This is a genomic window from Xanthomonas euroxanthea (assembly GCF_903989455.1).
Classification (GTDB): Bacteria; Pseudomonadota; Gammaproteobacteria; order Xanthomonadales; family Xanthomonadaceae; genus Xanthomonas; species Xanthomonas euroxanthea.
In genome coordinates this window covers 2,808,682-2,830,395 of the sequence record NZ_LR861803.1, presented here as the reverse complement: position 1 = coordinate 2,830,395, position 21,714 = coordinate 2,808,682, and the positions used below count along the sequence as shown (strand labels likewise).

The 21,714-nt window shown below is 66.5% G+C and carries 23 protein-coding genes and 2 pseudogenes; 12 read left to right on the top strand and 13 right to left on the bottom strand.

The genetic code is table 11. From position 1 onward, the window contains the following. Window positions 1–40: 40 nt before the first annotated feature. Window positions 41–1,069, bottom strand: coding sequence for an EF-P beta-lysylation protein EpmB (epmB, locus tag H7A86_RS11880; protein WP_119131444.1), 1,029 nt, complete (start codon window positions 1,067–1,069; stop codon window positions 41–43). Between the two features lie 103 nt (window positions 1,070–1,172). On the opposite strand from epmB, the gene efp reads away from it, so the two are divergent. The 6 genes from efp (at window position 1,173) to H7A86_RS11850 (ending at window position 6,196) form a co-directional block, all read left to right on the top strand. Next, window positions 1,173–1,739: an elongation factor P gene (gene efp, locus H7A86_RS11875; RefSeq protein ID WP_007962665.1), complete on the top strand. Its 567-nt coding sequence runs from the start codon at window positions 1,173–1,175 to the stop codon at window positions 1,737–1,739. Window positions 1,740–1,869: 130 nt separating this feature from the next. Then, window positions 1,870–2,592, top strand: a complete 723-nt coding sequence (locus tag H7A86_RS11870; protein WP_484607053.1) for a PA3715 family protein — start codon at window positions 1,870–1,872, stop codon at window positions 2,590–2,592. Between the two features lie 18 nt (window positions 2,593–2,610). Continuing rightward, a complete protein-coding gene (locus tag H7A86_RS11865; RefSeq protein ID WP_164739864.1) occupies window positions 2,611–3,948 on the top strand; it encodes a TRZ/ATZ family hydrolase in 1,338 nt (445 codons plus the stop codon). Between the two features lie 29 nt (window positions 3,949–3,977). Next, window positions 3,978–4,697, top strand: coding sequence for a bifunctional 2-polyprenyl-6-hydroxyphenol methylase/3-demethylubiquinol 3-O-methyltransferase UbiG (ubiG, locus tag H7A86_RS11860; protein WP_119131446.1), 720 nt, complete (start codon window positions 3,978–3,980; stop codon window positions 4,695–4,697). 115 nt (window positions 4,698–4,812) lie between these two features. After that, window positions 4,813–5,478 (top strand): phosphoglycolate phosphatase, encoded by a 666-nt coding sequence (locus H7A86_RS11855; RefSeq protein WP_119131447.1) that lies wholly within the window; start codon window positions 4,813–4,815, stop codon window positions 5,476–5,478. 28 nt (window positions 5,479–5,506) lie between these two features. Next, window positions 5,507–6,196 (top strand): isoprenoid biosynthesis enzyme family protein, encoded by a 690-nt coding sequence (locus tag H7A86_RS11850; protein ID WP_104649027.1) that lies wholly within the window; start codon window positions 5,507–5,509, stop codon window positions 6,194–6,196. 128 nt (window positions 6,197–6,324) lie between these two features. On the opposite strand, the pseudogene H7A86_RS11845 reads toward H7A86_RS11850, so the two are convergent. Continuing rightward, window positions 6,325–6,597, bottom strand: a pseudogene (locus tag H7A86_RS11845) (hypothetical protein); the annotation flags it as partial. Between the two features lie 25 nt (window positions 6,598–6,622). Here H7A86_RS11845 and H7A86_RS11840 point away from each other — a divergent pair. Continuing rightward, window positions 6,623–7,012, top strand: coding sequence for a hypothetical protein (locus tag H7A86_RS11840; RefSeq protein ID WP_197944224.1), 390 nt, complete (start codon window positions 6,623–6,625; stop codon window positions 7,010–7,012). A gap of 64 nt (window positions 7,013–7,076) precedes the next feature. Here the strand turns inward: H7A86_RS11840 and H7A86_RS11835 are convergent, their stop codons facing one another. Continuing rightward, a complete protein-coding gene (locus H7A86_RS11835) occupies window positions 7,077–7,226 on the bottom strand; it encodes a hypothetical protein (RefSeq protein ID WP_166765277.1) in 150 nt (49 codons plus the stop codon). Between the two features lie 114 nt (window positions 7,227–7,340). Next, on the bottom strand, window positions 7,341–8,306 hold the full coding sequence (locus H7A86_RS11830; RefSeq protein ID WP_119131448.1) for a tetratricopeptide repeat protein: 966 nt from the start codon (window positions 8,304–8,306) through the stop codon (window positions 7,341–7,343). 20 nt (window positions 8,307–8,326) lie between these two features. Here H7A86_RS11830 and H7A86_RS11825 point away from each other — a divergent pair. The 3 genes and pseudogenes from H7A86_RS11825 to H7A86_RS11815 all read left to right on the top strand — a co-directional run. Next, window positions 8,327–8,683: pseudogene (locus H7A86_RS11825) on the top strand (transposase); the annotation flags it as partial. A gap of 271 nt (window positions 8,684–8,954) precedes the next feature. Then, window positions 8,955–9,443, top strand: coding sequence for a pyridoxamine 5'-phosphate oxidase family protein (locus tag H7A86_RS11820; RefSeq protein ID WP_024940409.1), 489 nt, complete (start codon window positions 8,955–8,957; stop codon window positions 9,441–9,443). A gap of 179 nt (window positions 9,444–9,622) precedes the next feature. Then, window positions 9,623–9,913 (top strand): hypothetical protein, encoded by a 291-nt coding sequence (locus tag H7A86_RS11815; RefSeq protein ID WP_119131449.1) that lies wholly within the window; start codon window positions 9,623–9,625, stop codon window positions 9,911–9,913. Window positions 9,914–9,918: 5 nt separating this feature from the next. Here the strand turns inward: H7A86_RS11815 and eutC are convergent, their stop codons facing one another. The 6 genes from eutC to yidD form a co-directional block, all read right to left on the bottom strand. After that, entirely contained in the window at window positions 9,919–10,770 is an 852-nt protein-coding gene (eutC, locus tag H7A86_RS11810) for an ethanolamine ammonia-lyase subunit EutC (protein WP_119131450.1), read from the bottom strand. Further along, window positions 10,767–12,176, bottom strand: coding sequence for an ethanolamine ammonia-lyase subunit EutB (locus tag H7A86_RS11805; protein WP_104586160.1), 1,410 nt, complete (start codon window positions 12,174–12,176; stop codon window positions 10,767–10,769). Before H7A86_RS11805 ends, eutC begins: the two co-directional genes overlap by 4 nt. Beyond that, window positions 12,173–13,537 (bottom strand): ethanolamine permease, encoded by a 1,365-nt coding sequence (gene eat, locus H7A86_RS11800; protein WP_119131451.1) that lies wholly within the window; start codon window positions 13,535–13,537, stop codon window positions 12,173–12,175. Before eat ends, H7A86_RS11805 begins: the two co-directional genes overlap by 4 nt. Window positions 13,538–13,744: 207 nt before the next feature. Then, window positions 13,745–14,581 (bottom strand): M23 family metallopeptidase, encoded by an 837-nt coding sequence (locus tag H7A86_RS11795; protein ID WP_180496639.1) that lies wholly within the window; start codon window positions 14,579–14,581, stop codon window positions 13,745–13,747. Continuing rightward, entirely contained in the window at window positions 14,581–15,930 is a 1,350-nt protein-coding gene (locus H7A86_RS11790) for a dihydroorotase (protein WP_119131453.1), read from the bottom strand. Before H7A86_RS11790 ends, H7A86_RS11795 begins: the two co-directional genes overlap by 1 nt. Continuing rightward, complete coding sequence (yidD, locus tag H7A86_RS11785) at window positions 15,927–16,220, bottom strand: membrane protein insertion efficiency factor YidD (protein WP_104586168.1); 294 nt, start codon at window positions 16,218–16,220, stop codon at window positions 15,927–15,929. Before yidD ends, H7A86_RS11790 begins: the two co-directional genes overlap by 4 nt. 90 nt (window positions 16,221–16,310) lie before the next feature. Here yidD and dksA point away from each other — a divergent pair, with 90 nt between their 5' ends. Beyond that, window positions 16,311–17,354 (top strand): RNA polymerase-binding protein DksA, encoded by a 1,044-nt coding sequence (gene dksA / locus H7A86_RS21190; RefSeq protein WP_119131454.1) that lies wholly within the window; start codon window positions 16,311–16,313, stop codon window positions 17,352–17,354. Between the two features lie 244 nt (window positions 17,355–17,598). Here the strand turns inward: dksA and H7A86_RS11775 are convergent, their stop codons facing one another. The 3 genes from H7A86_RS11775 to cysS form a co-directional block, all read right to left on the bottom strand. Next, window positions 17,599–18,849: an MFS transporter gene (locus tag H7A86_RS11775; RefSeq protein WP_104586172.1), complete on the bottom strand. Its 1,251-nt coding sequence runs from the start codon at window positions 18,847–18,849 to the stop codon at window positions 17,599–17,601. Continuing rightward, a complete protein-coding gene (locus H7A86_RS11770) occupies window positions 18,846–19,283 on the bottom strand; it encodes a SufE family protein (protein ID WP_016903219.1) in 438 nt (145 codons plus the stop codon). Before H7A86_RS11770 ends, H7A86_RS11775 begins: the two co-directional genes overlap by 4 nt. Window positions 19,284–19,581: 298 nt before the next feature. Continuing rightward, on the bottom strand, window positions 19,582–21,006 hold the full coding sequence (gene cysS, locus H7A86_RS11765; RefSeq protein ID WP_180707866.1) for a cysteine--tRNA ligase: 1,425 nt from the start codon (window positions 21,004–21,006) through the stop codon (window positions 19,582–19,584). Window positions 21,007–21,191: 185 nt separating this feature from the next. Between cysS and H7A86_RS11760 the strand changes: the two genes are divergently transcribed. Next, window positions 21,192–21,683, top strand: a complete 492-nt coding sequence (locus H7A86_RS11760; protein ID WP_164739250.1) for a glycine zipper 2TM domain-containing protein — start codon at window positions 21,192–21,194, stop codon at window positions 21,681–21,683. Window positions 21,684–21,714 lie beyond the last annotated feature (31 nt).

Below are 21,714 nucleotides of genomic sequence, written 5' to 3'. Positions count from 1 at the left end.
CCGGGTGCGCTCCTACGGGTACCGTGTGTGGCGCCCTTGGTTACAGCGGCCGCTTGCCGGTATCGCCGGGGATTTCGCGCACCAGGCGCGGCACCAGATAGCCGGACAGGCGCGCGGCCAGCTCGGTGTGCAAGGCGCGCGCGCTGGCATCGTCCACTTCGAAATGCGCCACGCCGGCAACCCGGTCGAGCTGGTGCAGGTAATACGGCAGCACGCCGGCGGCAAAGCTGCGTTCGCTCAGTGCCGCCAGTGCGTCCACGCTGTCGTTGACGCCGCGCAGCAGCACGGCCTGATTGAGCAGCTGCGCACCGGCCTTGCGCAGGGCGCGCATGGCGGCGTCCACCGCGCCGTCGAATTCGTTGGCATGGTTGGCATGCACCACGAAGGCCACCGGCCAGGGCAGGCTGCGCAGCCAGGCCAGCAGCGGCGCATCGACGCGCTCGGGCAGCACGATCGGCAGCCGGCTGTGGATGCGCAGGCGTTTGACATGCCCGATGGCGGCCAGCGCGTCGGTGAGTTCGGCCAGCTTGCCGGTGGCCAGCGACAGCGGGTCGCCGCCGGACAGCAGCACTTCGTCGATGCCGGGGTCGGCCGCGATCGCGGCGACCGCGTCGCGCCATCCGTCGCGCGCGGCGGTTTCCTCGGCATACGGGAAGTGGCGGCGGAAGCAGTAGCGGCAGTGCACCGCGCAGCTGCCGGTGGCGATCAGCAGGGTGCGTCCGCGGTATTTCTGGATCACGCCGTCCGCGATCTTGGCGGCACCATCGCCGACCGCATCCAGGCCAAAGCCCGGCACCAGCCGCATTTCATCGTCCAGCGGCAGCACCTGGCGCAGCAGCGGGTCGTGCAGGTCGCCACGGCGCATGCGCGCCACGAATGCCTGCGGCACCCGCAGCGGGAACTGGGCGGCGGCTGCGTCGCTGATCCCGGCCGCCTGCGCGTCCAGGCCCAGCAGCGCCAGCAGCGCGCGCGGGTCGCGCAAGGCGTCGCGCCACTGCTGCTGCCAGCGTGGCGGCTGCAGGGTGGGAGGCGGAGATGGCTGCAAGGCGAGGGGGGCTGCGGGTATCATATGCGGTCACAAAACCAATGCCCGCCGGTTGCGGCGGGCGCCCCATTCTAATCCGACCTGCCACGGCCTGTGGCAGGTCGTGGTCTTATCGAGGAGCTGCACCATGGCCACTGTTGGCATGAACGACGTCAAGAACGGCATGAAGATCCTGGTCAACAACGAGCCGGCGGTCATCACCGAAACCGAATACGTCAAGCCGGGCAAGGGCCAGGCCTTCACCCGCATGAAGTACCGCTTCATCAAGTCCGGGCGCGTGGTCGAAATGACCATGAAGGCGACCGACGACGTGGAAGTGGCCGACGTGGTCGATACCGACATGCGTTACCTGTATAGCGATGGCGAGTACTGGCACTTCATGGACCCGGAAACCTTCGAGCAGGTGCAGACCGACAAGGCCGGCATGGGCGGCGCCGACAAGTGGCTCAAGGGCGAGGAAGACTGCATCGTGACCTTGTGGAACGGCACCCCGATCTGGGTGCAGCCGCCGAACTTCGTCGAGCTCAAGATTACCGAGACCGACCCGGGCGTGCGCGGCGACACCTCCGGCGGCGGCGGCAAGCCGGCCACGCTGGAAACCGGCGCAGTGGTACGCGTGCCGTTGTTCGTCAACCAGGACGAGATCATCAAGGTCGACACCCGTTCGGGCGAATATTCGGCGCGCGTCAAGTAAGACGATGCGTCCGGGACACTGGCCTGAGCTAGCGGTACGCGGTGCCAGTGTCGGGTTGGGGCTGTGGGCTGCGCTGCTTGCGTGCCCGGCGTTGGCGCAATCGGCGGCCGCAACGTGCGACGCCGGTGACGTGGCTGCGGTTGCGGCCATTGCAACGTCCGGCGTCGTCGGCGGCGCTGCCGCCACGCTGCCGGTCGACCGTCTGGTGGCCCAGGCCTGTAAGCCGTGGCCGAACGACCCGGCGATCCGGCTGGCGGCACTCGCATTTGCTGGCGACGCGGAGGCCGTGCCTGGCGAGCGCGACCTTGAGTTGCGCGTGGCCATGCTCGATGCCGCCAGCGGCAAGGTGCTGGCGTTCTACGCGCAGGCAATGGGCGAGGACGCCGCCTTCGAACTCGCTGCCGACAGCCTGCGGCTGGATACCGCGCGTTACGACCTGGCCAAGGGCGTGCGCGCGATCGGCGTGGTGGTGCGGAGTGCTGCGCGCGGGCCCAGCTGCCCGGATTTTTACAGCAATCAGGCGTTGACCCTGCTGGTGCGCGAGGGGCGCAGCCTGCGCCCGGTGCTGCAGCGCGATCTCTATGCATGGCGACGTGTGAAAGGCGAGCCGTGCAGTCTGGGGAAGGGCGATGTGATCACCGACGTCGCCAATCTGAGCGTGAGCATGGCGCCGCAGGGACATGCCGGCTATGCGGACATCATGCTGACAGCCAATGTGTCTACCGTGGAGAGCACCGCTGGCAGCGACACCGATACCGAACGCACCCGTCGCGTGCGCCAGGTGCTGCACTACAACGGCCAGCGCTATGTGCCGGTGGCCGATGGCGATCCCCGCTGGCCGTTCGACAACTAACCTTTTATGGATCCGCTCATGACCAATGCCCCTCCCGAAGTGTGCGACCTGTTGATCGAAGCCGGTTACGTGGTGCCGATCGAGCCGCATGCGGTGGTGCTCGACGATCACGCGGTGGCGGTGCACAACGGCGTCATCGTGGCGATCCTGCCGACCGCCGAGGCGCGCCTGCGATTTGCGCCGACCCGGACCGTCTCGCGTCCGGAGGCAGCCTTGATCCCGGGCCTGGTCAACGCGCATACCCACAACCCGATGACGCTGCTGCGCGGCGTGGCCGACGATCTGCCGCTGATGGTGTGGCTGCAGCAGCACATCTGGCCGGTGGAGGCGGCGGTGATCGGGCCGGAATTCGTGGCCGACGGCACCACGCTGGCGATCGCCGAAATGCTGCGTGGCGGGACCACCTGCGTCAACGAGAACTACTTCTTCGCCGATGTGCAGGCGGCCGTCTACAAGCAGCACGGCTTCCGTGCGCTGGTCGGCGCGGTGATCATCGATTTCCCCACCGCCTGGGCATCGTCGGACGACGAATACTTCGCGCGGGCCGGCGAGCTGCACGACCAGTGGCGCGACGATCCGCTGATCAGCACCGCGTTCGCGCCGCATGCGCCGTACACGGTCAACGACGCCAACTTCGAACGCGTGCGCATGCTGGCCGACCAGCTGGATCTGCCGGTGCATCTGCATACGCACGAAACCGCGCAGGAAGTGGCCGATTCGATTGCGCAGTACGGGCAGCGGCCGCTGGCACGCCTGGACCGCCTGGGGCTGGTCAACGACCGCCTGATCGCCGTCCACATGACCCAGCTCACCGACGCGGAAATCCATCTGTGCGCCGAGCGCGGTGTCAGCGTGGTGCACTGTCCGGAGTCCAACCTCAAGCTTGCCTCGGGCTTTTGCCCGGCCTGCGCGCTGCAACGTGCCGGCGTGAATTTGGCCATCGGCACCGACGGCTGCGCCAGCAACAACGACCTGGACATGTTCAGCGAGAACCGTACCGCAGCGATCCTGGCCAAGGCAGTGGCCAACGATGCGACCGCGCTGGATGCGGCCACCACGCTGCGCGCGGCCACGCTGGGCGGCGCGCGTGCGTTGGGCTTCGGCGACAGGATCGGCTCGATCGAAATCGGCAAGCAGGCCGATCTGGTCTGCGTCGACTTGTCTGCACTGGAGACCCAGCCGCTGCATCATGTGCTGTCGCAACTGATCTACGCCGCCGGCCGTCACCAGGTCACCGATGTGTGGATCGCCGGCAAGCCCAAGCTGGTGCAGCGCGAGCTCATCGACATGGATACCGCTGCCCTGGTCGCCAATGCGCGGCAGTGGCGCGAGCGCATCCGCACCGTCCGCGCCTGAGCGCGCGTCATCCCATCACGGAGCTCCGCATGAATCCGAATCCCCAATCCACGTCCAGCAACTTCCATCAGAGCGAGCTGGACAAGTTCGCGGCATTGGCCAACCGCTGGTGGGATGCCGACGGCCCGCAGAAGCCGCTGCATGCGCTCAATCCGGTGCGCCTGGACTATGTGTCCGCACGGCTGGGCCTGGCCGGTGCGCGCGTGCTCGATGTCGGCTGCGGCGGCGGCCTGCTCAGCGAGTCGATGGCGCGCCTGGGCGCGCAGGTCACGGCGATCGATCTGGCGCCGGAGCTGGTCAAGGTGGCGCGCCTGCACAGCCTGGAATCGGGCGTGCAGGTGGATTACCGCGTGCAGTCGGTGGAAGACCTGGCCGCCGAACAGCCGGGCAGTTTCGATGCGGTAACCTGCATGGAGATGCTCGAGCACGTGCCGGACCCGACCGCGATCATCCGCGCCTGCGCCAGCCTGCTCAAGCCCGGCGGCAAGCTGTTCCTGTCCACGCTCAATCGCACCCCGGCCGCATTCGCGCTGGCGGTGGTCGGCGCCGAATACATCGCACGGCTGCTGCCCAGGGGCACGCATCACTACAAGGATTTCATCAAGCCGGCAGAACTTGCGGCCTGGTTGCGCAGCGCCGAGCTGCAGCTGGCAGACGTCAGCGGCATGCTGTACGAGCCGTGGCGCAATCGCGCGCGCCTGTCGTCGCGCACCGAGGTCAATTATCTGGCCTATGCGGTGAAGCCGTGACGGGCGGGGATTGGGCAGTGGAGATTCGGGATTCGCAACGGCACGTGCGTGTTTGATGTCGGCCGAATCGCAAGTTACCGATGACGGCAGGCAAGCGCAGAGCGGCGGAGCGGCGATGAGGTTTCCGCGTGCGGTGTTGTTCGATCTGGATGGCACCTTGCTGGATAGTGCGCCGGACATGCTGGCGACCGTCAATGCGATGCTGGAGGAACGTGGGCGCGCGCCGATAGCGTTGGCGCAGTTGCGTCCGGTGGTGTCCAAGGGCGCGCGCGCGATGCTGGCAGTGGCGTTTGCCGAACGCGATGCGGTCGAACGCGACGCGTTGGTGCCGGAATTCCTGCGTCGTTACGAAGGCTTGATCGGCACGCAGTCGCAGCTGTTCGACGGTGTCGACGAACTGCTGCTGCGGCTGGAGCGCGCCGGTTGCATCTGGGGCGTGGTCACCAACAAGCCCGAATATCTGGCCCGGCTGATCCTGACGCAACTGGGGTGGGAGCAGCGCTGCGCGGTGCTGATCGGCGGCGATACGCTGGCCGAGCGCAAGCCGCATCCGCTGCCCTTGCTGACCGCGGCCGAGCGCATCGGCGTTGCGCCGGCGCACTGCGTCTACGTCGGCGACGACGAGCGCGACATCCTGGCCGCGCGCGCGGCGGCGATGCCGTCGGTGGCGGTGTTGTGGGGCTATCGCCTGCACGACGACGAGCCGTCGCGCTGGCAGGCCGACGTTCTCGTCGCGCAGCCGCAGACACTGTGGGATGCCGTGGCGTGGCCGCAGACCTGATCTTCTTTCGTTTTTTTCTGGACCCGCCATGAGCCAATCCAGCGCTCTCGACAGTTTTCTCGACAAGTGGCGCACCCGCTGGCCGGAGTGGTCGGTTGCCGAGCCATTCATTCCCGAGCCGCAGCGACGCCTCACGGCGGCCTGGTTTGCGCTGCTGCAGGAATGGGAAGACATCATGAACATCGCCGGCGACCCGTTGCCGGCCGACGCCAAGCTGGCATGGTGGCAGCAGGAGTTGCGCGATTGGTCGCAGCAGCGCTCGCGCCATCCGCTGGGGCGTGTGCTGGAGCCGGTGCCTGCGCCATGGGCGCAACTGGCCGATGCCTTGCCGGCCATGCAGGACGCGCGTGCGCAGCCGCAATCGCTGCAGCAGGCGTTGGCGAGATTGCGGGCCTTCGCCGAGGCCGTGGTCGCCGTGGAAGCCGCGCTATTTGCGCGCACCCAGCCTGGCGATGCCGCTGCGGTGGCGCTGCAATGGCTGGACGCCCGCCAGCGGGTGGCCGGCGACAGCGCCGCGCCCGGTGACATGACGCTCGCTGCATGGCGCACGCAGTTGCTGCGCGCCTGGCCGCGCAAAGCGGCGTTGGCGCGCCCGCATCGGGTATGGTCGCGGCTGGCCCGCTTGCGCCTGCAGCGCGAGCTTGCCGGCAAGGCAGCGTATCCACCGCCGGTGCAGCAGCTGTGGCATAGCTGGCGTGCTGCCAGCGGCGCCGACTGAGCGCGCGGATCGGCGGTTCCGTCAGTGCACGACCAACGACGTGGCGAAGGTGCCGCAATCGCAGGAAACGACAACGCCTGTCGGCGTACCGCATCACACGGCTTGCCGACATGCGGGGGTGGCAACGTCTACGCGTTGCGATCCGGCGACGCGGATGACCTGGTGTGGCAGCCGTCGGTCCGCCTGCCGGCACCGCTATTGCCGTATTCGTAGCAACGGTTGGCCGAATTGACACGGGTGCTGCTGCAGTACGGGCGGCTGACGGTGGATGCATTGCATGGTGCGGTCTTGCGGATGTGGCTGCCCAGGCCGGAATTGCGCACCGTGACCTGGCCATTGGGCGAGCTACGGTTGACGTAGGCGTACAGGCTGCTGCCGATGCCCTCGTGCCAGGCGTGCCCAGGTCGATGCGATACATTTATTTATATGAAGGTGAAAATGCATTTTTTAACTGAAACACCATTTATCGTCGGCATTTTAATGACTGCCATTGGTTTGTTCGTAATGTTTTCAATCTTCAAGCCTGATAAAAACGAGTTGGTGGATATGAGAAACTGGAAGACCAAGGGGGAATGGCATGGTGAAATAATGACTACCGAGCCTAAAAGTTGGTCGCCAACAGACACCAAGCATGGTGATGAATTCTTCTATGATTTCAAGGTATCACTTAATATCGCTGGAAAACGGAATCTACATACTGCGAAAGGATTGGTAGGGCCAAACGACGTTCATAAACTAAAGAAAGGCATTAAAGTCACTGTTAAATATAGTGAGGATAAGCCGCCAAAAGTCGCTGTAATTGATGTTTTGTATTAGTCCTTGCGGCAAGGAACGGACACAAAAAAGGGCCTTGAGGCGCTATCCGCCGATCTGTACTGTCCTACATCAGGCCGGGTGCGCGGGCGCAGCCGCCCACATGCACGGCCAACTTCGGCGCCAGCTTGGTGCGCTGGGTGGCGATGCTGGTGTACGGGATACGGTGGCGCATCGCGTATTTCGCCGGATGTGTCGACAGATCGTTGGTCAGCATGGCAGTCCCGATAATCTGCAGATCGGGCGGTAGGCCCAGATCACCCTATATGGCTGCATTACCGCAGCGCCTCTCTCAAGAGCCGTTGAGGATTCTCCGCAAGGTCATCGCGATTCAGATCAGCAAACGATCGATCAACGCCTGCTCGTAATCGTTGAGAGGCTGATTTTCGTAGAGCTTGTCGGAGGCGTCGACTAGCGCCCGGCCCTCGACTTCACGCCCACTTTCGCCATACACGTGGCCAAGGTTCTCCAGCGACTGCAGGTTGCCGTGCTTGGAGAAGGAAATCAGATACCAGCGCTCGGCCGCCTCGAGTTCGCCCAGGCGGTGGTAGGCCACCGCCAGATTGTGCTGGGCGTAGACGTGATCGGATTCCAGCGCCTGCAACAATGCCTGCCTGGCCTGCTGGTAGTCCTCGAGCTGCAGGTACAGCAGGCCGAGATTGTTGTAGCCGTCGACATTCCCCAGCTCGGCAGCGCGCCGATAGGCCTGCTCTGCCTGCGGGTAGCGCTGGGCGTGCAGATGGACGTCGCCAAGCAGGTTCAGCGCCTCCGCATGATCGTGGCGCACGGCGTTGTCGAGGTGCTCGACGGCGGCGTCGTGATCGCCGTCCTGATAGGCCATGCTGCCGAGGTAGAAGTGGCTGCGGGGGCAATCGTATGCGGCGGCCTTCTGGAAGTATTGGCGAGCGGCGTCGTGATCACCCTCCTGGAAGGCCATGCTGCCGAGGTTGTAGTGGCTGCCCGGATAATCGTGCTCGGCGGCCCTTTGGAAGTGGTGGCGGGCGGCGTCGTGATCACCGTCCTGATAGGCCAAGATGCCGAGGTTGTAGTGGCCGCCGGGATAATCGTGCTCGGCGGCCATCTGGAAGTGTCGATGAGCGTCGGCGTGATCTTCACGCGCCAGGCTCACCGCGCCAACGCCGTTCATCCAGCGCGGGTCGGCGGGGCACGCCTTGGCAAGGGTCTGGAAGGACTCCAGCGCGGTGTCCAGATCCTGCTCGCGAAACGCCGCCCACGCCTGCTCACTGAGCGCGGTCGCCTGCTCGTCACTGAGGTTTTTTTTATTCATGAACCACATGATGTTTCCTGCCTTGCGAGCAGGTCAAGGATGTGTGCCGTGAGCCGGGCATTTCCGATGCGACGTACTACGTCTGGAAGTCCAGGTACGGCGGCACGGAAGCCTCCGACGTGCAGCGGCTGCGTGATGTTGAAGCAGAGCACGCCAAGCGCAAGCGGATGTATGCCGAGTTGGCGGTGGAAAACCATGCGTTGAAGGATCTGATTGCAAAAAAGCTGTAGACCCGGCGCATAAGCGCCCGCTTCTTGCCTGGCTCATTGAGCAGCATGGCTGCAGCGAGCGCCGGGATGAAGCTCAATCAGCGTCGTGGCAGCAGGCGTCGGGTCCCTACGCGCTATCCCCAGCCGTTGGCGTGCGGAGCATGCCCCGATGCCGGGCGGCCTGGCAGGCGAGCTTACTGACATGGTTGCTACAGCTGCCCGGCGTCGAGGCGCAATGTTCGAGGGCTTTGCTGGGATCACGCTCTGCAAGGTGACAGCGTCGCAAACACGCAGCATGGGCGGTCGCCATTTATGCAGGTGCACCATTGCAGAGGGGCCGATCGCGTTGCCGCCGTGTGCAGGCGGGAGTGCGCATCGTCACATGCCGTGGGCAGGGAGACTTCCAGACTGAACCACCCGCGTAGACACGCGCATGTGAGATAGCGAGATGGCAGATCCCAAAGAGCTGCAGGAAAAATTCTGGAAAGCCCTGAAGTCCGATCGCACCGTGATGCTGGGCCTGGATGGCGTGGAAGATGGGCATGCACGCCCGATGACGGCGCAGATCGAAGGCGATAGCGGTGGCCCGATCTGGTTCTTCACCTCCAAGGACAATGCGCTGATTGCCATGCTGGGGCAGGGCCGCCGCGTCATCGGTGCCTTCAGCAGCAAGGGGCACGACCTGTTCGCCAGCATCAGCGGCTCGTTGCGCGAGGATACCGACCCGGCCGTGGTCGAACGTCTGTGGAACCCGCATGTCGCGGCCTGGTATGAAGGCGGCAAGGACGATCCCAAGCTGGCGCTGCTGCGCCTGGATACCGATCACGCGCAGATCTGGCTCAACGGTTCCAGTCTGCTGGCCGGCATCAAGGTGTTGTTCGGCGTCGACCCGAAGAAGGATTACCAGGACAAGGTGGCGGACGTTCCGCTGCGCTGAGGCCTGAACGATGCAGGCGCGATCTTCGCGATGGCGCCTGCATCGTCTTTATTCACGTGCTGTCGCTTGCGCAGGTTCCGGCCCGGTTGTGAGGCTGGGTCGGCACTCGCGGCTGATTGCATGCAGGAACGCCGGCGCCACGCGTCCATGTGCCGTGCGCCTTCCACAGGAGAAGCGAGATGCAACAGATCGAAATCGGCCAGATGGTGTTTTTGCGCGACGGCGAAGTCGGTGTCGGTGCAATCCGCGAGATTCGCAAGGATGGCGCCGAGCTCGTCGTCAATATCGAAAACGGTGGCGACTTCGTGCTGCCGGCGACGGTGGTGCGCGATGTGCATTCCGGCAAGGTGATGCTGGATGTCGAGCAACTGCCGGAAGAGGTACGCAATGCCTTGCGTCACCCACACGACAATGAATTGCCGACCAGCACCTACGCGGCCAGCGATCGGCAGGATGGCGCACTCAAGTAGATCAGCTAACGTCGACTACGTTCGACATCCTGCGGCAAACCATCGGGGAGTAGAAACGTCCGTGGTGCGGTATCGGGCAGGCCGGCCGACGGCAGCGCCGGTTGCTCGGCCTCGTCCTTGAGTTGCACGCCGGACAGCTTGCGTCGGAACGACTCGCGCAGCAGATACGCGAGCTTGTGGGTGGCGTCGGCGTAGCTCAGCCCTTCGGTGCGGATGTTGGAGATGCAATTGCGCGCCGCGTCGGTCAGGCCTACCCGCGGGGTATAGGTCAGATACAGGCCCAGGCTGTCGGGCGAGCTCAGGCCTGGCCGTTCGCCGATCAACACGATCACCAGGCGGGCCTTGAGCAGTTCGCCGACCTCGTCGCCGATGGCGACGCGGCCTTGCGCGATCAACACCACCGGCGCCAGCGACCAGCCTTCGTGCGCGGCCAGGGCGTCGACATGTTCCACCATCTGCGCTGCATGCCGATGCACGGCCAATGCAGAGAGTCCGTCGGCGACCACGACAGCCACATCGTGCCCGCCGCCATGTACGGCGGTCAGGCCACGCAGATGCGCGGCCGCCTCCTCGCCCAGGCGCCGGCCCAGATCCGGACGTTGCAGGTAGGCATGCCGATCCACCGCCGCGCTGTGCAGCAGAATGCTGTCGCGCCCACGCTGTTTCAGCGCTGTCTGCAGTGGCTGTGGATCGAACGCCAGATGCACCGCATCGCGTGCCTGCGCATGCGCCAGCTGGAAATCCAGGTGCGCGGCGGTCGGCAGGCTGGTGCCGACGCGTCCCAGCGCGATGCGCGCCGGTGTGAGCCGACGCAGGTGTGCCCAGGCATCGCGTGGTGGGGTGGTCGGATCGTTCATTGCGCGCCGCCGGTGTGCAACTGCTCCAGCGCACGCCGGAACGGTGCGGGAAGTTCGCTGCCGAGTTCGAAGCGGCCATCGCGCAGCCGCAGGATGCCTTGCTGTTCCAGCCAGTGTTCGAACTCGGGCGCGGCGCGCAGGCCGAGCGCCTGGCGCGCATACAGCGCATCGTGGAACGAGGTGGTCTGGTAGTTGAGCATCACATCGTCCGAGCCGGGGATGCCCATGATGAAGTTGATGCCGGCGGTGCCGAGCAGGGTCAGCAGCACGTCCATGTCGTCCTGATCGGCTTCGGCATGATTGGTGTAGCAGATGTCGCAGCCCATCGGCACGCCGAGCAGCTTGCCGCAGAAGTGATCCTCCAGCCCGGCACGGATGATCTGCTTGCCGTCGTAGAGATACTCCGGGCCGATGAAGCCCACCACCGTGTTGACCAGCAGCGGCTTGAACTGCCGTGCCACCGCATAGGCGCGCACCTCGCAGGTCTGCTGATCGACGCCATGATGCGCGTTGGCCGACAATGCGCTGCCCTGGCCGGTCTCGAAATACATCACGTTGTCGCCGACGCTGCCGCGCCGCAACGCCACCCCGGCGTCATGGCCTTCCTGCAACAGCGCCAGATTGATGCCGAAGCTGGCATTGGCCGCCTCGGTGCCGGCGATGGACTGGAACACCAGGTCCACCGGCACGCCGCGGTTGATCGCCTCGATGGTGGTGGTGATATGCGCCAGCACGCAGGACTGGGTCGGGATCTGGTAACCGCTAATCACCGCATCGAGCATGCGCAGCAACGCGGTAGTGGCGGCCAGGCTGTCGCTGGCAGGATTGATGCCGATCACCGCATCGCCGTTGCCGTACAACAGGCCGTCGAGCACGCTGGCGGCGATGCCGGTGGCATCGTCGGTGGGGTGGTTGGGCTGCAGGCGCGTGGACAGCCGCCCGCGCAAGCCCAACGTATTGCGAAAGCGCGTGACCACGCGGGTCTTCTGCGCGACCAGGACCAGGTCCTGCACGCGCATCAACTTCGAGACCGCTGCCACCATCTCCGGCGTCAGCCCGGGTGCCAGTGCGGTCAGCGCCGCTTCGTCGGCCTGCGCACTCAGCAGCCAATCGCGAAAGCCGCCGACGGTGAGGTGCGCCACCGCGGCAAACGCGGCCGCATCGTGCTGGTCGACGATCAGGCGGGTGACCTCGTCCGCTTCATACGGCACCACCGCTTCCTCGAGGAAGTGCCGCAGCGGCAGGTCCGCCAGCGCCATCTGCGCCGCCACCCGCTGCAGCCCGGAGTCTGCCGCGAGCCCGGCCAGTTGATCGCCCGAGCGCGGCGGCGTGGCCTTGGCCAGCAGGGTCTTGAGATCGGCAAACCGGAAGCGCTCGCCGCCTGCGCTGAACGCGAACCGGCTCATCTGGCACTGGCCGCCGGCGTGGCCTGGCCGCGCAGGCTCAGCACGCAGCACAGCCCGCCGAACAGCAGCAGGCCCACGAAGATCAGCGCCACGATCGGGTTGAACCAGACCATCGCCACCAGGCACACCAGCGCCAGCAGCAGCGCGATGGCCGGCACCACCGGATAGCCCGGCGCGCGAAAGCTACGCTCCAACCCGGGTTCGGTGCGGCGCAGCTTGAACAGGCTGAGCATGCTCATCACATACATCACGATCGCGCCGAACACCGACATGGTGATCATCGCCGCGGTCAGCGACATGCCCTGGATCTTGACCACGCTGTCGCTGCAGATCGCCGCGATGCCGATCGCGCCGCCGGCCAGGATCGCCCGATGCGGCGTGCGAAAGCGCGACAGCCTGGCCAGGCCGTGTGGCAGGAAACCGGCACGCGCCAACGCGAAGAACTGGCGCGAATAGCCCAGGATGATGCCGTGGAAGCTGGCCACCAGGCCGAACAGGCCGATCCACACCAGCATATGCAGCCAGGTCGAACTGTTGCCGACCACCGCCTTCATCGCCTGCGGCAACGGGTCGTTGATGTTGGAGAGCTGACGCCAGTCGCCGACCCCGCCCGCGAACACCATCACGCCCAATGCCAGCACCACCAGGGTGAGGATGCCGGCGATGTAGGCACGCGGAATCGTACGCTTCGGCTCCTTCGCTTCTTCGGCCGCCATCGCCGCGCCCTCGATCGCCAGAAAGAACCAGATCGCGAACGGGATCGCGGCGAAGATGCCGGAGATCGCCGCCGGGCCGAACGTGTTGCTGCCGGCCCAGCCGTTGGCGGCAAAGCGCGCAACGCTGAACCCCGGCGCCACCACGCCCATGAACACCAGCAGCTCGATCACCGCCAGCAAGGTCACGATCAGTTCGAAGGTGGCGGCGATCGCCACACCGACGATGTTCAAGCCCATGAAGATCGCATACGCACCGATCGCGGCGATGCGCGGGTCCAGGGTCGGGAATTGCACATTGAGATAGGCGCCGATCGCCATCGCAATGGCCGGCGGCGCGAACACGAACTCGATCAGCGTGGCCAGGCCCGCCAGCATGCCGCCGTAGGTGCCGAATGCGCGCAGGCTGTAGGCGAACGGCCCGCCCGCATTGGGAATGGCGGTGGTCAGCTCGGTGAAGCTGAAGATGAAGCAGGTATACATCACCGCGACCAGCAGCGTGGTCACCAGAAAGCCCAGCGTGCCGGCGGTGCCCCACCCGTAGCTCCAGCCGAAATATTCGCCGGAAATCACCAGGCCCACGGCGATCCCCCACAGTTGCCAGGTGCCCAGGGTGGGTTTGAGCTGCTCGTTGCGCATGTCGCACATCTCCTGCGGTCGGGGGAGGGGAGATGAAGCGGTCCGGCGCCTAAACGCGGGACCGACCGCCAGCGACCGCCCGCCCGCTGCTGCAGGGCGACGATCCACGGTCGTTCCGGTTATACCCCAAAGGCCCGCGGCGAACACGAGCACGGCGGGTGGGGCGCAGCGACCATGCCGCCGCGCGCCGGCCTTGTTCGGATCCCGACGCTCCGACTATTGATTGCGTTCCAGCACCAGTAACGGATCGATCCGCACGTCGAACCAGTTCATTCCCCAATGCAGGTGTGGCCCGGTCGCGCGCCCGGTGGCACCGACCGCGGCAATCACCTGGCCTTGCTCCACCCGGTCACCCACCTTCACGTCGATGCGCGACAGGTGCAGGAAATTGGAGCTCACCCCGAAGCCATGGTCCAGCAGCACGGTGCCGCCGGTCAGGTACAGGTCCGGCGCGGCGAAGGTCACCACGCCGGCGGCCGGCGCCTTGACCGGCGTGCCGGTGGGCACGGCGATATCCATGCCCGAATGGCCGGCACCGGGCTGGCCGTTGTAGACGCGTGCATTGCCGAAGCGCCCGCTGATGCGGCCCTGCACCGGCCAGATGAAGGCTTGCGCGAAATCGGGGCGGGCATCGTCGCGATCGCGCGCGGCGGTGACCTGCGCCTGCTCGCGCTTGATCCGCTCGGCGATCGCCGCAGGCGGATTGACGGTCTTGGGCGGCACGCCGTTGACGCGTTCCACCGGCCAGTCGCGCGGCGTCACCGCGATGCTGGCGGTCTGCGTGCTGCCATCGGGCCGGGTGATCTGCACCTGCAACGGGCCGGTGGCATCGCGGCCGATGCCGAACACCACGCTGCCGTAGCCGCTGACGCGCAGCGTGCGGCCGGCGTACTGCACCTGGCTACCCGCCGGCACCTTGCCGATCACCAGCGCGCCCTGCGACGCGCTTTGCGGAAACACCACGTCCGCCGCAGCGGACTGCGCAGCGGCGCTGCCGACGGCGAGCGACAGCGGCGCCAGCGCAAGCCAGGCGCCAAACAGGGCTGCGCGCATCAGCGGTCGAAGGTCAGGCGCTGGCCGGCCGCACTGCCGAGCAACTGTTCGCCATCCCACACCTGCTGGCCGTTGACCCAGGTCGCGGCGATGCGCGAGCGGAACGTGGTGCCTTCGAACGGCGACCAACCGCACTTGGACAGCACCTGCTCGCGCTTCACGGTGAACGGGGTGTTGTCGATCATCACCAGGTCGGCGAAATAGCCTTCGCGCAGGAAGCCGCGTTCTTCCACGTCGAACAACTGCGCCGGGGCATGCGCGAACTTCTGCACGATGCGGGTGATCGGCAGCTTGCCCTCGTGCACCAGTTCCAGCGCGGCGACCAGCGCGTACTGCACCAGCGGCAGGCCGGAGGGCGCCTGCGCGTAGGGCTTCTGCTTCTCTTCCCAGGTGTGCGGCGCATGGTCGGTGGCGAGCACGTCGATGACGTCCTCGGCCAGCGCCTCGATCAGCGCCACGCGGTCCTCGGCGTCCTTGATCGCGGGGTTGCACTTGATCAGGTTGCCCAGCCGCGCGTAATCGCTGCGGTCAAAGCGCAAGAAGTGGATGCAGGTCTCGGCGGTGATGCGCTTGCGCAGCTTGCCGTCGGGATCGACCAGCGGGCCGGCCTCGAACAGCGCCAGCTCGTCGGCGGTGGAGATATGCAGCACGTGCAAGCGGGTGTTGTGCTTGCGCGCCAGCGCCACCGCCAGCTGCGACGACTTCAGGCAGGCCTGCCGCGAGCGGATGTCCGGATGCATCTCCGAGGTCAGCGCGTCGCCGTATTTCTCCTTGTACTGCGCCAGCGTCGCATCGATGGTCGGGGTGTCTTCGCAGTGGGTGATGATCGGCGTCGGTGCGTCGCGGAAGATCGCGTCCAGCGTCTCGGGGTTGTCGACCAGCATGTTGCCGGTGGAGGCGCCCATGAACACCTTGATGCCCGGCGCGGTCTTCGGGTCCAGGGTCTGGATCGCGGCCAGGTTGTCGTTGCTGGCGCCCATGTAGAAGCCGTAGTTGGCCCAGGCGCGCCCGGCTGCAGCGTCGTACTTGGCCTGCAGTGCGGCCGCGTCCAGGGTCGGCGGATTGGTGTTGGGCATGTCCATGAAGCTGGTCAGGCCACCGGCCACCGCGGCGCCGGATTCGGTCGCGATGTCGCCCTTGTGGGTCAGGCCCGGCTCGCGGAAGTGCACCTGGTCGTCGATCATGCCCGGCAGCACCCAGCGTCCGGCGGCGTCCACCACGGTGTCGCCGGCGGCCGGGGGGATCTTGCTGGCAATCTTCGCGATGCGGCCGGCGTCGATCAGCAGATCGGCGTCGAATTCCTTGCCTTCATTGACCAGGCGGGCGTTGACGATGAGGGTTCGGCTCATGGATGAGGTCCTTTGCAACTGCAGGAAGGGGAGACGGGCGAGGCTGCAGACGCAGGCGCGTCGGGCACGGGATCGAACCCGCCCGGATGGAATGGATGGCAGCGGCCGAGCCGGCGCGTGGCCAGCCAGCAACCGCGCAGTGGGCCGAAGCGGCCGATCGCGGTCATCGCATACTCCGAGCAACTGGGCGCAAAACGGCAGCGCGGCCCCAGCAAGGGGCTGATGAACCGCTTGTAGAAGCGCAGCAGCGCAATGAGCAGGCGTGAGATCACTTGCCAATGATATGCCACTTGGATTAATACGTGGTTGCCGGGGGTCCGTGGGGTAAGCTATAAAGGCCCGCTTTCCCGGGCCCCGGGGGAACCAAGGATGAGCGTTTCGTGGCTGCTAAAAAACCTGCAAAAAAGGCCGTAGAGGCCGCCAAGAAGTCCGCCAGACCCGTTGCGAAGAAGGCAGCGGCGCCCGCCGCTGCAAAACCGGCCACCAAGCAGGCGACACCGCCCGCCAAGCCGCCTGTCGCCAAGAAGGCAGCTGCGACGAAGACCACGGCCAAGCCGGCGCCGGTCTCCAAGAGCGCAGCGTCCAAACCCGCGGCCTCCAAACCTGTAAAATCTCCTGTCGCCAAGAGTGCTGCCAAGCCGGCGGCGAACAAGGCAGCTCCGGCTGCCGCCAAACCGGCCGCCAAGCCGGTGGCGCCCAAGTCCGCACCGAAGCCGGCTACCAAGTCGGCTCCGGCCAAGTCAGTCCCGGTCAAGGCTGAAAAGCCCGCGCCCGCACCGGTCTCCAAGGCCGTCCCTGCGAAGCCGGCAAAGCCTGCGACCCCGTCACCTAAGAATCCCGTGCCCGTTTCGAAATCTTCAGCAAAAACGCCAACCAAAACCGAAGCCCCCGCCAAGCCCGCCGCGACCCGTCCGGTCGGCAAGGTGGCCGTGGCCGTGACCTCCAAGCCGTCCAGCCCGACCCCCAAGACCAAGTACAAGGTGGTCGAGTACAAGACCGATGAAGCCACCGGTCGTCCGATCCTGCCGCAGGGCTACAAGCCTGCGGCCGATGAGGAGTACATGAGCAAGCTGCAGCAGGAGTACTTCCGTCAGCGGCTGCAGAGCTGGCGCAACGACCTGGTCGAAGAGTCCAAGCAGACCATCGAAAACCTGCGCGAAGAAGTGCGCGACATCGGCGACGAAGCCGAGCGTGCCACGCGCGAGACCGAGAACTCGCTGGAGCTGCGTACCCGCGACCGTCACCGCAAGCTGATCGGCAAGATCGACAGCACGCTCAAGCGCCTGGAAGACGGCGATTACGGCTATTGCGTGGACACCGGCGAAGAGATCGGCATCGACCGCCTGGAAGCGCGTCTGACCGCCGAGCGCACCATCGACGCCCAGGAGCGTTGGGAGCACCTGCAGAAGCAGCAGGGCGACTGATCGTTCGACGAGGTCCAGGCCTTGTCCGTCGACTGAAAAACCCCGCCATGTGCGGGGTTTTTTGTGCGCATCGCGCACACGCAATGGCGTTCGATGCATCGACATGCCTGACGCAGGGCAGGTGGCCTGGTGAGCGTCGCTTGCCTGATGTGGGCCAGATGTACGGGCGTGCCGTGCCCGGCCCGGCATACGCAGCGAAACAGTGCCGGCTGCATTGGCAGCCGGCACCGCATCGTTGCAGGGCTCACTGCAGGTCGCGCAGATCCAGCGTGCGCAGCTTGGGCGCCTTCCACGCGGTGGTAGCGACCACGCCCAGGGTCACGCAGCCGCCGATCACCACCGCCGGCACCAGGCCGACCAGGCGCGCCATCACCCCGTCGTAGAACGCGCCCAGCTCGTTGGACGAGCCGATGAAGATGCCGTTGATCGACGACACCCGGCCGCGCATCGCATCGGGCGTGGCCAGCTGCAGGATGGTCTGACGCACCACCACCGACACGCCGTCGCACATGCCGTACACCAGCAGGATCGCCGCCGACAGCCAGAAGTGCCGCGACAGGCCGAATGCGATCGTGCACAGCCCGAAGCCGGCCACCGACAGCATCAGGATGCGCCCGGCATTGCGTTGCAGCGGGTGCCGGGCCAGCCACACCCCGACCACGATCGACCCCAGCGCCGGGGCACCGCGCAGGATGCCCAGGCCTTCCGGGCCGTAATGCAGGATGTCGTGGATGAAGGCCGGCAGCATCGACACCGCGCCGCCCAGCAACACCGAGAACATGTCCAGCGCCATCGCGCCCAGCATGATCTGGTTGGACAGCACGAACTGCGCCCCTTCGGCGATGCTGCGGAAGATCGGCGCGCGGGGGCCTGTGTTGACCGGCTCGCTGACCCGCAACAGCGCCAGTGCCAGGATCGCCACCAACGCCACGCTGGCGGCCACGCCATAGGCCAGCCCCTTGCCGCCCCAGCCGACCAGCACGCCGCCCAGCGCCGGGCCGATCACCATGCCGGCCTGGAAGGTGACGCTGCCGATGCTGGCGCCACGGGCGAAGGCCTCGCGCGGCAGCGCACGCGCGAACAGCGCGTTATAGACCGGCGACAGGAACGAGCGTGCCGCACCGGTCAGTGCGATGGCTGCATAGATCGGCCACACGCCTTGCACCGGCAGCCAGCCATGGGTGATGGCCAGCAACAGCAGCGCGGTGGCGACCAGGCCCAGCACCGCGATCGTGCCCAGGCGGCGGCGCGGCAGGTGATCGACCAGATAGCCGGCAAACGGCGCGATGCAGAAGAACGGCAGGATCTCCGCCAGGCCGATCAAGCCGAGCGAGAGCGGATTGCGGGTGATCTCGTAGATATGCCAGCCGACCGTGACCGCGACGATCTGGTACGACAGCATCGCCGCCACGCGATACAGCAGCACCAGGCCGAAGCCGGGGTGGGCGAGCAGCGTACGCAGCGAGGCGGCGGGCGAGGGCGTCGGCGTACTCACTGCTGCGCGCGGGCGGTGTCGCGGATGAAGGCCAGCATGGCCGCCACGCCGTTGCTGCGGGTCGGCGACAGATGCTTGGCCAGCCCGATTCCGGCGATGTAGTCCGGCTCGGTGGCCAGGATCTCCTGCGCGCTACGCCCGGAGTACACGCGCAAGGCCAGATAGATCAGCCCGGACACGATCGCCGAGTCGCTGACGGCGTGGAAGTCCAGCCGCTCGGCATTGCCCTCCGGCACGATCCACACCATCGACTGGCAGCCATGCAGGCGGTGTTCTTCGGTCTTCCACTGTTCGGGGAAGCTGGGCAGCTTGCGGCCCAGGTCGATCAGGTACTGGTAGCGCTCGGACCAGTCGCCGAAGAAGGAGAACTCCTCGGCGATGGCGGCCTGTGCGTCGACGGCGGTGGGTTCGAGCGGGAAGGGGGTGGTGGTCATCAAAAATCCAGAGTCGGTCGGTGATCGCGCTGCCCGGCGACACCGCAAGGGTGCCCCTCTCCCGCCGGGGCGAGAAGGCGCGGTTTGCGCGCCATTGGCGCGCGTGCCTTGGAGCGCCCGCGCCGCCAGCGCGGGCCGGGGCGCGGAGCGGGGGTTGGGGGTAAGGGTAGGGGCGAAGCCTCGCTGGAATTCGATGCGGGTGGCGTCGCTCTTACCTCGAGGAAGGTGCATGTGGCTTCGCTCGCAGCCTCATCCGCCCCTGCGGGGCACCTTCTCCCGACGGGAGAAGGAAAGAGGGTCATGCGCGCTTCCAACGTACGCCTTGCGGGGTGTCTTCCAGCACGATGCCTTCGTCGGCCAGCTGGGTGCGGATGGCATCGGCGCGGGCAAAATCCCTGGCCTTCTTCGCGGCATTGCGTTCTTCGACCAGCGCAGTGATGCGCGCATCGTCGCCGGCGTCGGTGCCGCGCGAGAACCAGGCGGCCGGATCCTGCTGCAGCAAGCCCAGTGCCAGGCCTGCGCCGAGCAGCCGCGACTTCAGCCCGGACAGCGTGGCAACACCTGCCGGTGCGTCGCCGCCATGCGCGAGTTGGGTGCGCAGCGCGCGTGCTTCGGAAGCAATGCTGGCGATGACCGACAGCGCAAGCGGCGTATTGAGGTCGTCGTCGAGCGCGGCCTCCACCTCGTCGGGAATCGTGGCCGGCGGCGCGGGGGCGATCCCTGCGGCGTGCTCGGCCGCGGCCAGGTCGCGCACGGTGCCGTACAGCCGATCCAGCGTGTTCTTGGCCTGTTCGATCAACCCATCGGACCAGTCCAGCGGCTGCCGGTAATGCGCGCTCAGCAGCGCGTAGCGCAGCGCCTCGGGCGGGTGCCTGGCGATCAGGTCGTGCACGGTCTCGATATTGCCCAGCGACTTGCTCATCTTGGCGCCGCTGAAATTGAGCATGCCGTTGTGCAGCCAGAAGCGGGCGAAGGTGGCGCCGCCATGCGCACATTCGCTCTGCGCAATCTCGTTCTCGTGATGCGGGAACTGCAGGTCCACGCCACCGGCATGGATGTCGATGGTCGGGCCCAGGTGCGCGGCGGCCATCGCCGAGCATTCGATATGCCAGCCCGGGCGGCCGCGGCCCCAGGGCGAGTCCCAGCCGGGCAGCTCGTCGCTGGAGGGCTTCCACAGCACGAAGTCGCCCGGGTCGCGCTTGTACGGCGCCACGTCCACGCGCGCGCCGGCCAGCATCTCGTCCGGATCGCGGCGCGAGAGCTTGCCGTAGTGCGCGAAGCTGGCCACCGCGAACAGCACATGGCCCTCGGCGGCATAGGCATGCCCATTGGTGATCAGCTGCTCGATCATCGCCACGATCTGCGGGATATGCGCGGTGGCTTCCGGTTCGATGTCCGGCGGCAGCACGCCGAGCGCGGCCATGTCCTGGCGGTAGATCGCGGCGAAGCGGTCGGTGATGGTGGAGATCGGCACGCCCTGCGCCTGTGCGGCGGCGTTGATCTTGTCGTCCACGTCGGTGATGTTGCGTGCATAGCGCAGCGCGCCATAGTGGCGGCGCAGCAGCGCGGCCAGCACGTCGAAGACCACCGGGCCGCGGGCGTTGCCGATATGCGCGTAGTTGTAGACGGTGGGGCCGCACACATACAGGGTGGGGCAGGACGGGTCGAGCGGCGCGAACGGTTCGACCCGCCGCGTCAGATTGTTGTGCAGGCGCAGGCTCATCGGCATCTGGAAAAGGATAACCGGGCGATTCTAGCCGGTCGCGGCGGGATGGCGAACCAGCCGCTTGTCTGCCGCGATGCCGGTGACCGGATGGGCTGCGTTCAGCCCAAGGGATCGCAAGCTCCATACACTTACGTATTGCTTCGCTCCGCCCCCTGGTACTGATGCGACCTTCCCCGTTCTTCCTGCTGCTGTGTGTGTTCGCCTGGCAGGCACCGTCAGCGCATGCGGCAGAGACCGATCCCAAGAACAGGGTGGTGGTGATCGAGAACGTGAAGCTGGATTACGCGCAGGTGCTCAACGTCGAGCCGGTCTACCAGACCTTGCGTGCCACCCGCATCGAGGAGCAGTGCGAGGCCGAGCCGGTCGCGCCGGTAGTACCGGCCGAGGACGAAGGCCGCATCAACCGGATGGTGGATTCGGTCAAGGAGATGTTCTCGCGGCGCCCCGAGCCGGCCGCCGTGCCGATGGCAGTGCCACCGACCAGCACGCGGCGCAACTGCCGGGTGGTGGAGGTGCCGCGCGAGTTCCGGCGGCCGATCGCCTTCGACGTGGACTACGTCTACAAGGGCACCAAGTACCGCTCGCGGCTGCCGGAAGACCCGGGCAACCGGCTGCGCATCCGTGTGTCGGTCACCCCCTACATCCCCGACGCCATCGTCGCGCCGCCGCGCTGAGTCGCGCAGCGGTTGCGCCGTACCCGCATGC

Excerpts from the sequence above, each read along its gene's own strand:
- epmB (WP_119131444.1), bottom strand. The coding sequence starts at position 1,069 with ATGATACCCGCAGCCCCCCTCGCCTTGCAGCCATCTCCGCCTCCCACC.
- efp (WP_007962665.1), top strand. The coding sequence starts at position 1,173 with ATGGCCACTGTTGGCATGAACGACGTCAAGAACGGCATGAAGATCCTG.
- H7A86_RS11865 (WP_164739864.1), top strand. The coding sequence starts at position 2,611 with ATGACCAATGCCCCTCCCGAAGTGTGCGACCTGTTGATCGAAGCCGGT.
- ubiG (WP_119131446.1), top strand. The coding sequence starts at position 3,978 with ATGAATCCGAATCCCCAATCCACGTCCAGCAACTTCCATCAGAGCGAG.
- H7A86_RS11855 (WP_119131447.1), top strand. The coding sequence starts at position 4,813 with ATGAGGTTTCCGCGTGCGGTGTTGTTCGATCTGGATGGCACCTTGCTG.
- H7A86_RS11850 (WP_104649027.1), top strand. The coding sequence starts at position 5,507 with ATGAGCCAATCCAGCGCTCTCGACAGTTTTCTCGACAAGTGGCGCACC.
- H7A86_RS11840 (WP_197944224.1), top strand. The coding sequence starts at position 6,623 with ATGAAGGTGAAAATGCATTTTTTAACTGAAACACCATTTATCGTCGGC.
- H7A86_RS11835 (WP_166765277.1), bottom strand. The coding sequence starts at position 7,226 with ATGCTGACCAACGATCTGTCGACACATCCGGCGAAATACGCGATGCGC.
- H7A86_RS11830 (WP_119131448.1), bottom strand. The coding sequence starts at position 8,306 with ATGTGGTTCATGAATAAAAAAAACCTCAGTGACGAGCAGGCGACCGCG.
- H7A86_RS11820 (WP_024940409.1), top strand. The coding sequence starts at position 8,955 with ATGGCAGATCCCAAAGAGCTGCAGGAAAAATTCTGGAAAGCCCTGAAG.
- H7A86_RS11815 (WP_119131449.1), top strand. The coding sequence starts at position 9,623 with ATGCAACAGATCGAAATCGGCCAGATGGTGTTTTTGCGCGACGGCGAA.
- eutC (WP_119131450.1), bottom strand. The coding sequence starts at position 10,770 with ATGAACGATCCGACCACCCCACCACGCGATGCCTGGGCACACCTGCGT.
- H7A86_RS11805 (WP_104586160.1), bottom strand. The coding sequence starts at position 12,176 with ATGAGCCGGTTCGCGTTCAGCGCAGGCGGCGAGCGCTTCCGGTTTGCC.
- eat (WP_119131451.1), bottom strand. The coding sequence starts at position 13,537 with ATGTGCGACATGCGCAACGAGCAGCTCAAACCCACCCTGGGCACCTGG.
- H7A86_RS11795 (WP_180496639.1), bottom strand. The coding sequence starts at position 14,581 with ATGCGCGCAGCCCTGTTTGGCGCCTGGCTTGCGCTGGCGCCGCTGTCG.
- H7A86_RS11790 (WP_119131453.1), bottom strand. The coding sequence starts at position 15,930 with ATGAGCCGAACCCTCATCGTCAACGCCCGCCTGGTCAATGAAGGCAAG.
- H7A86_RS11770 (WP_016903219.1), bottom strand. The coding sequence starts at position 19,283 with ATGACCACCACCCCCTTCCCGCTCGAACCCACCGCCGTCGACGCACAG.
- cysS (WP_180707866.1), bottom strand. The coding sequence starts at position 21,006 with ATGAGCCTGCGCCTGCACAACAATCTGACGCGGCGGGTCGAACCGTTC.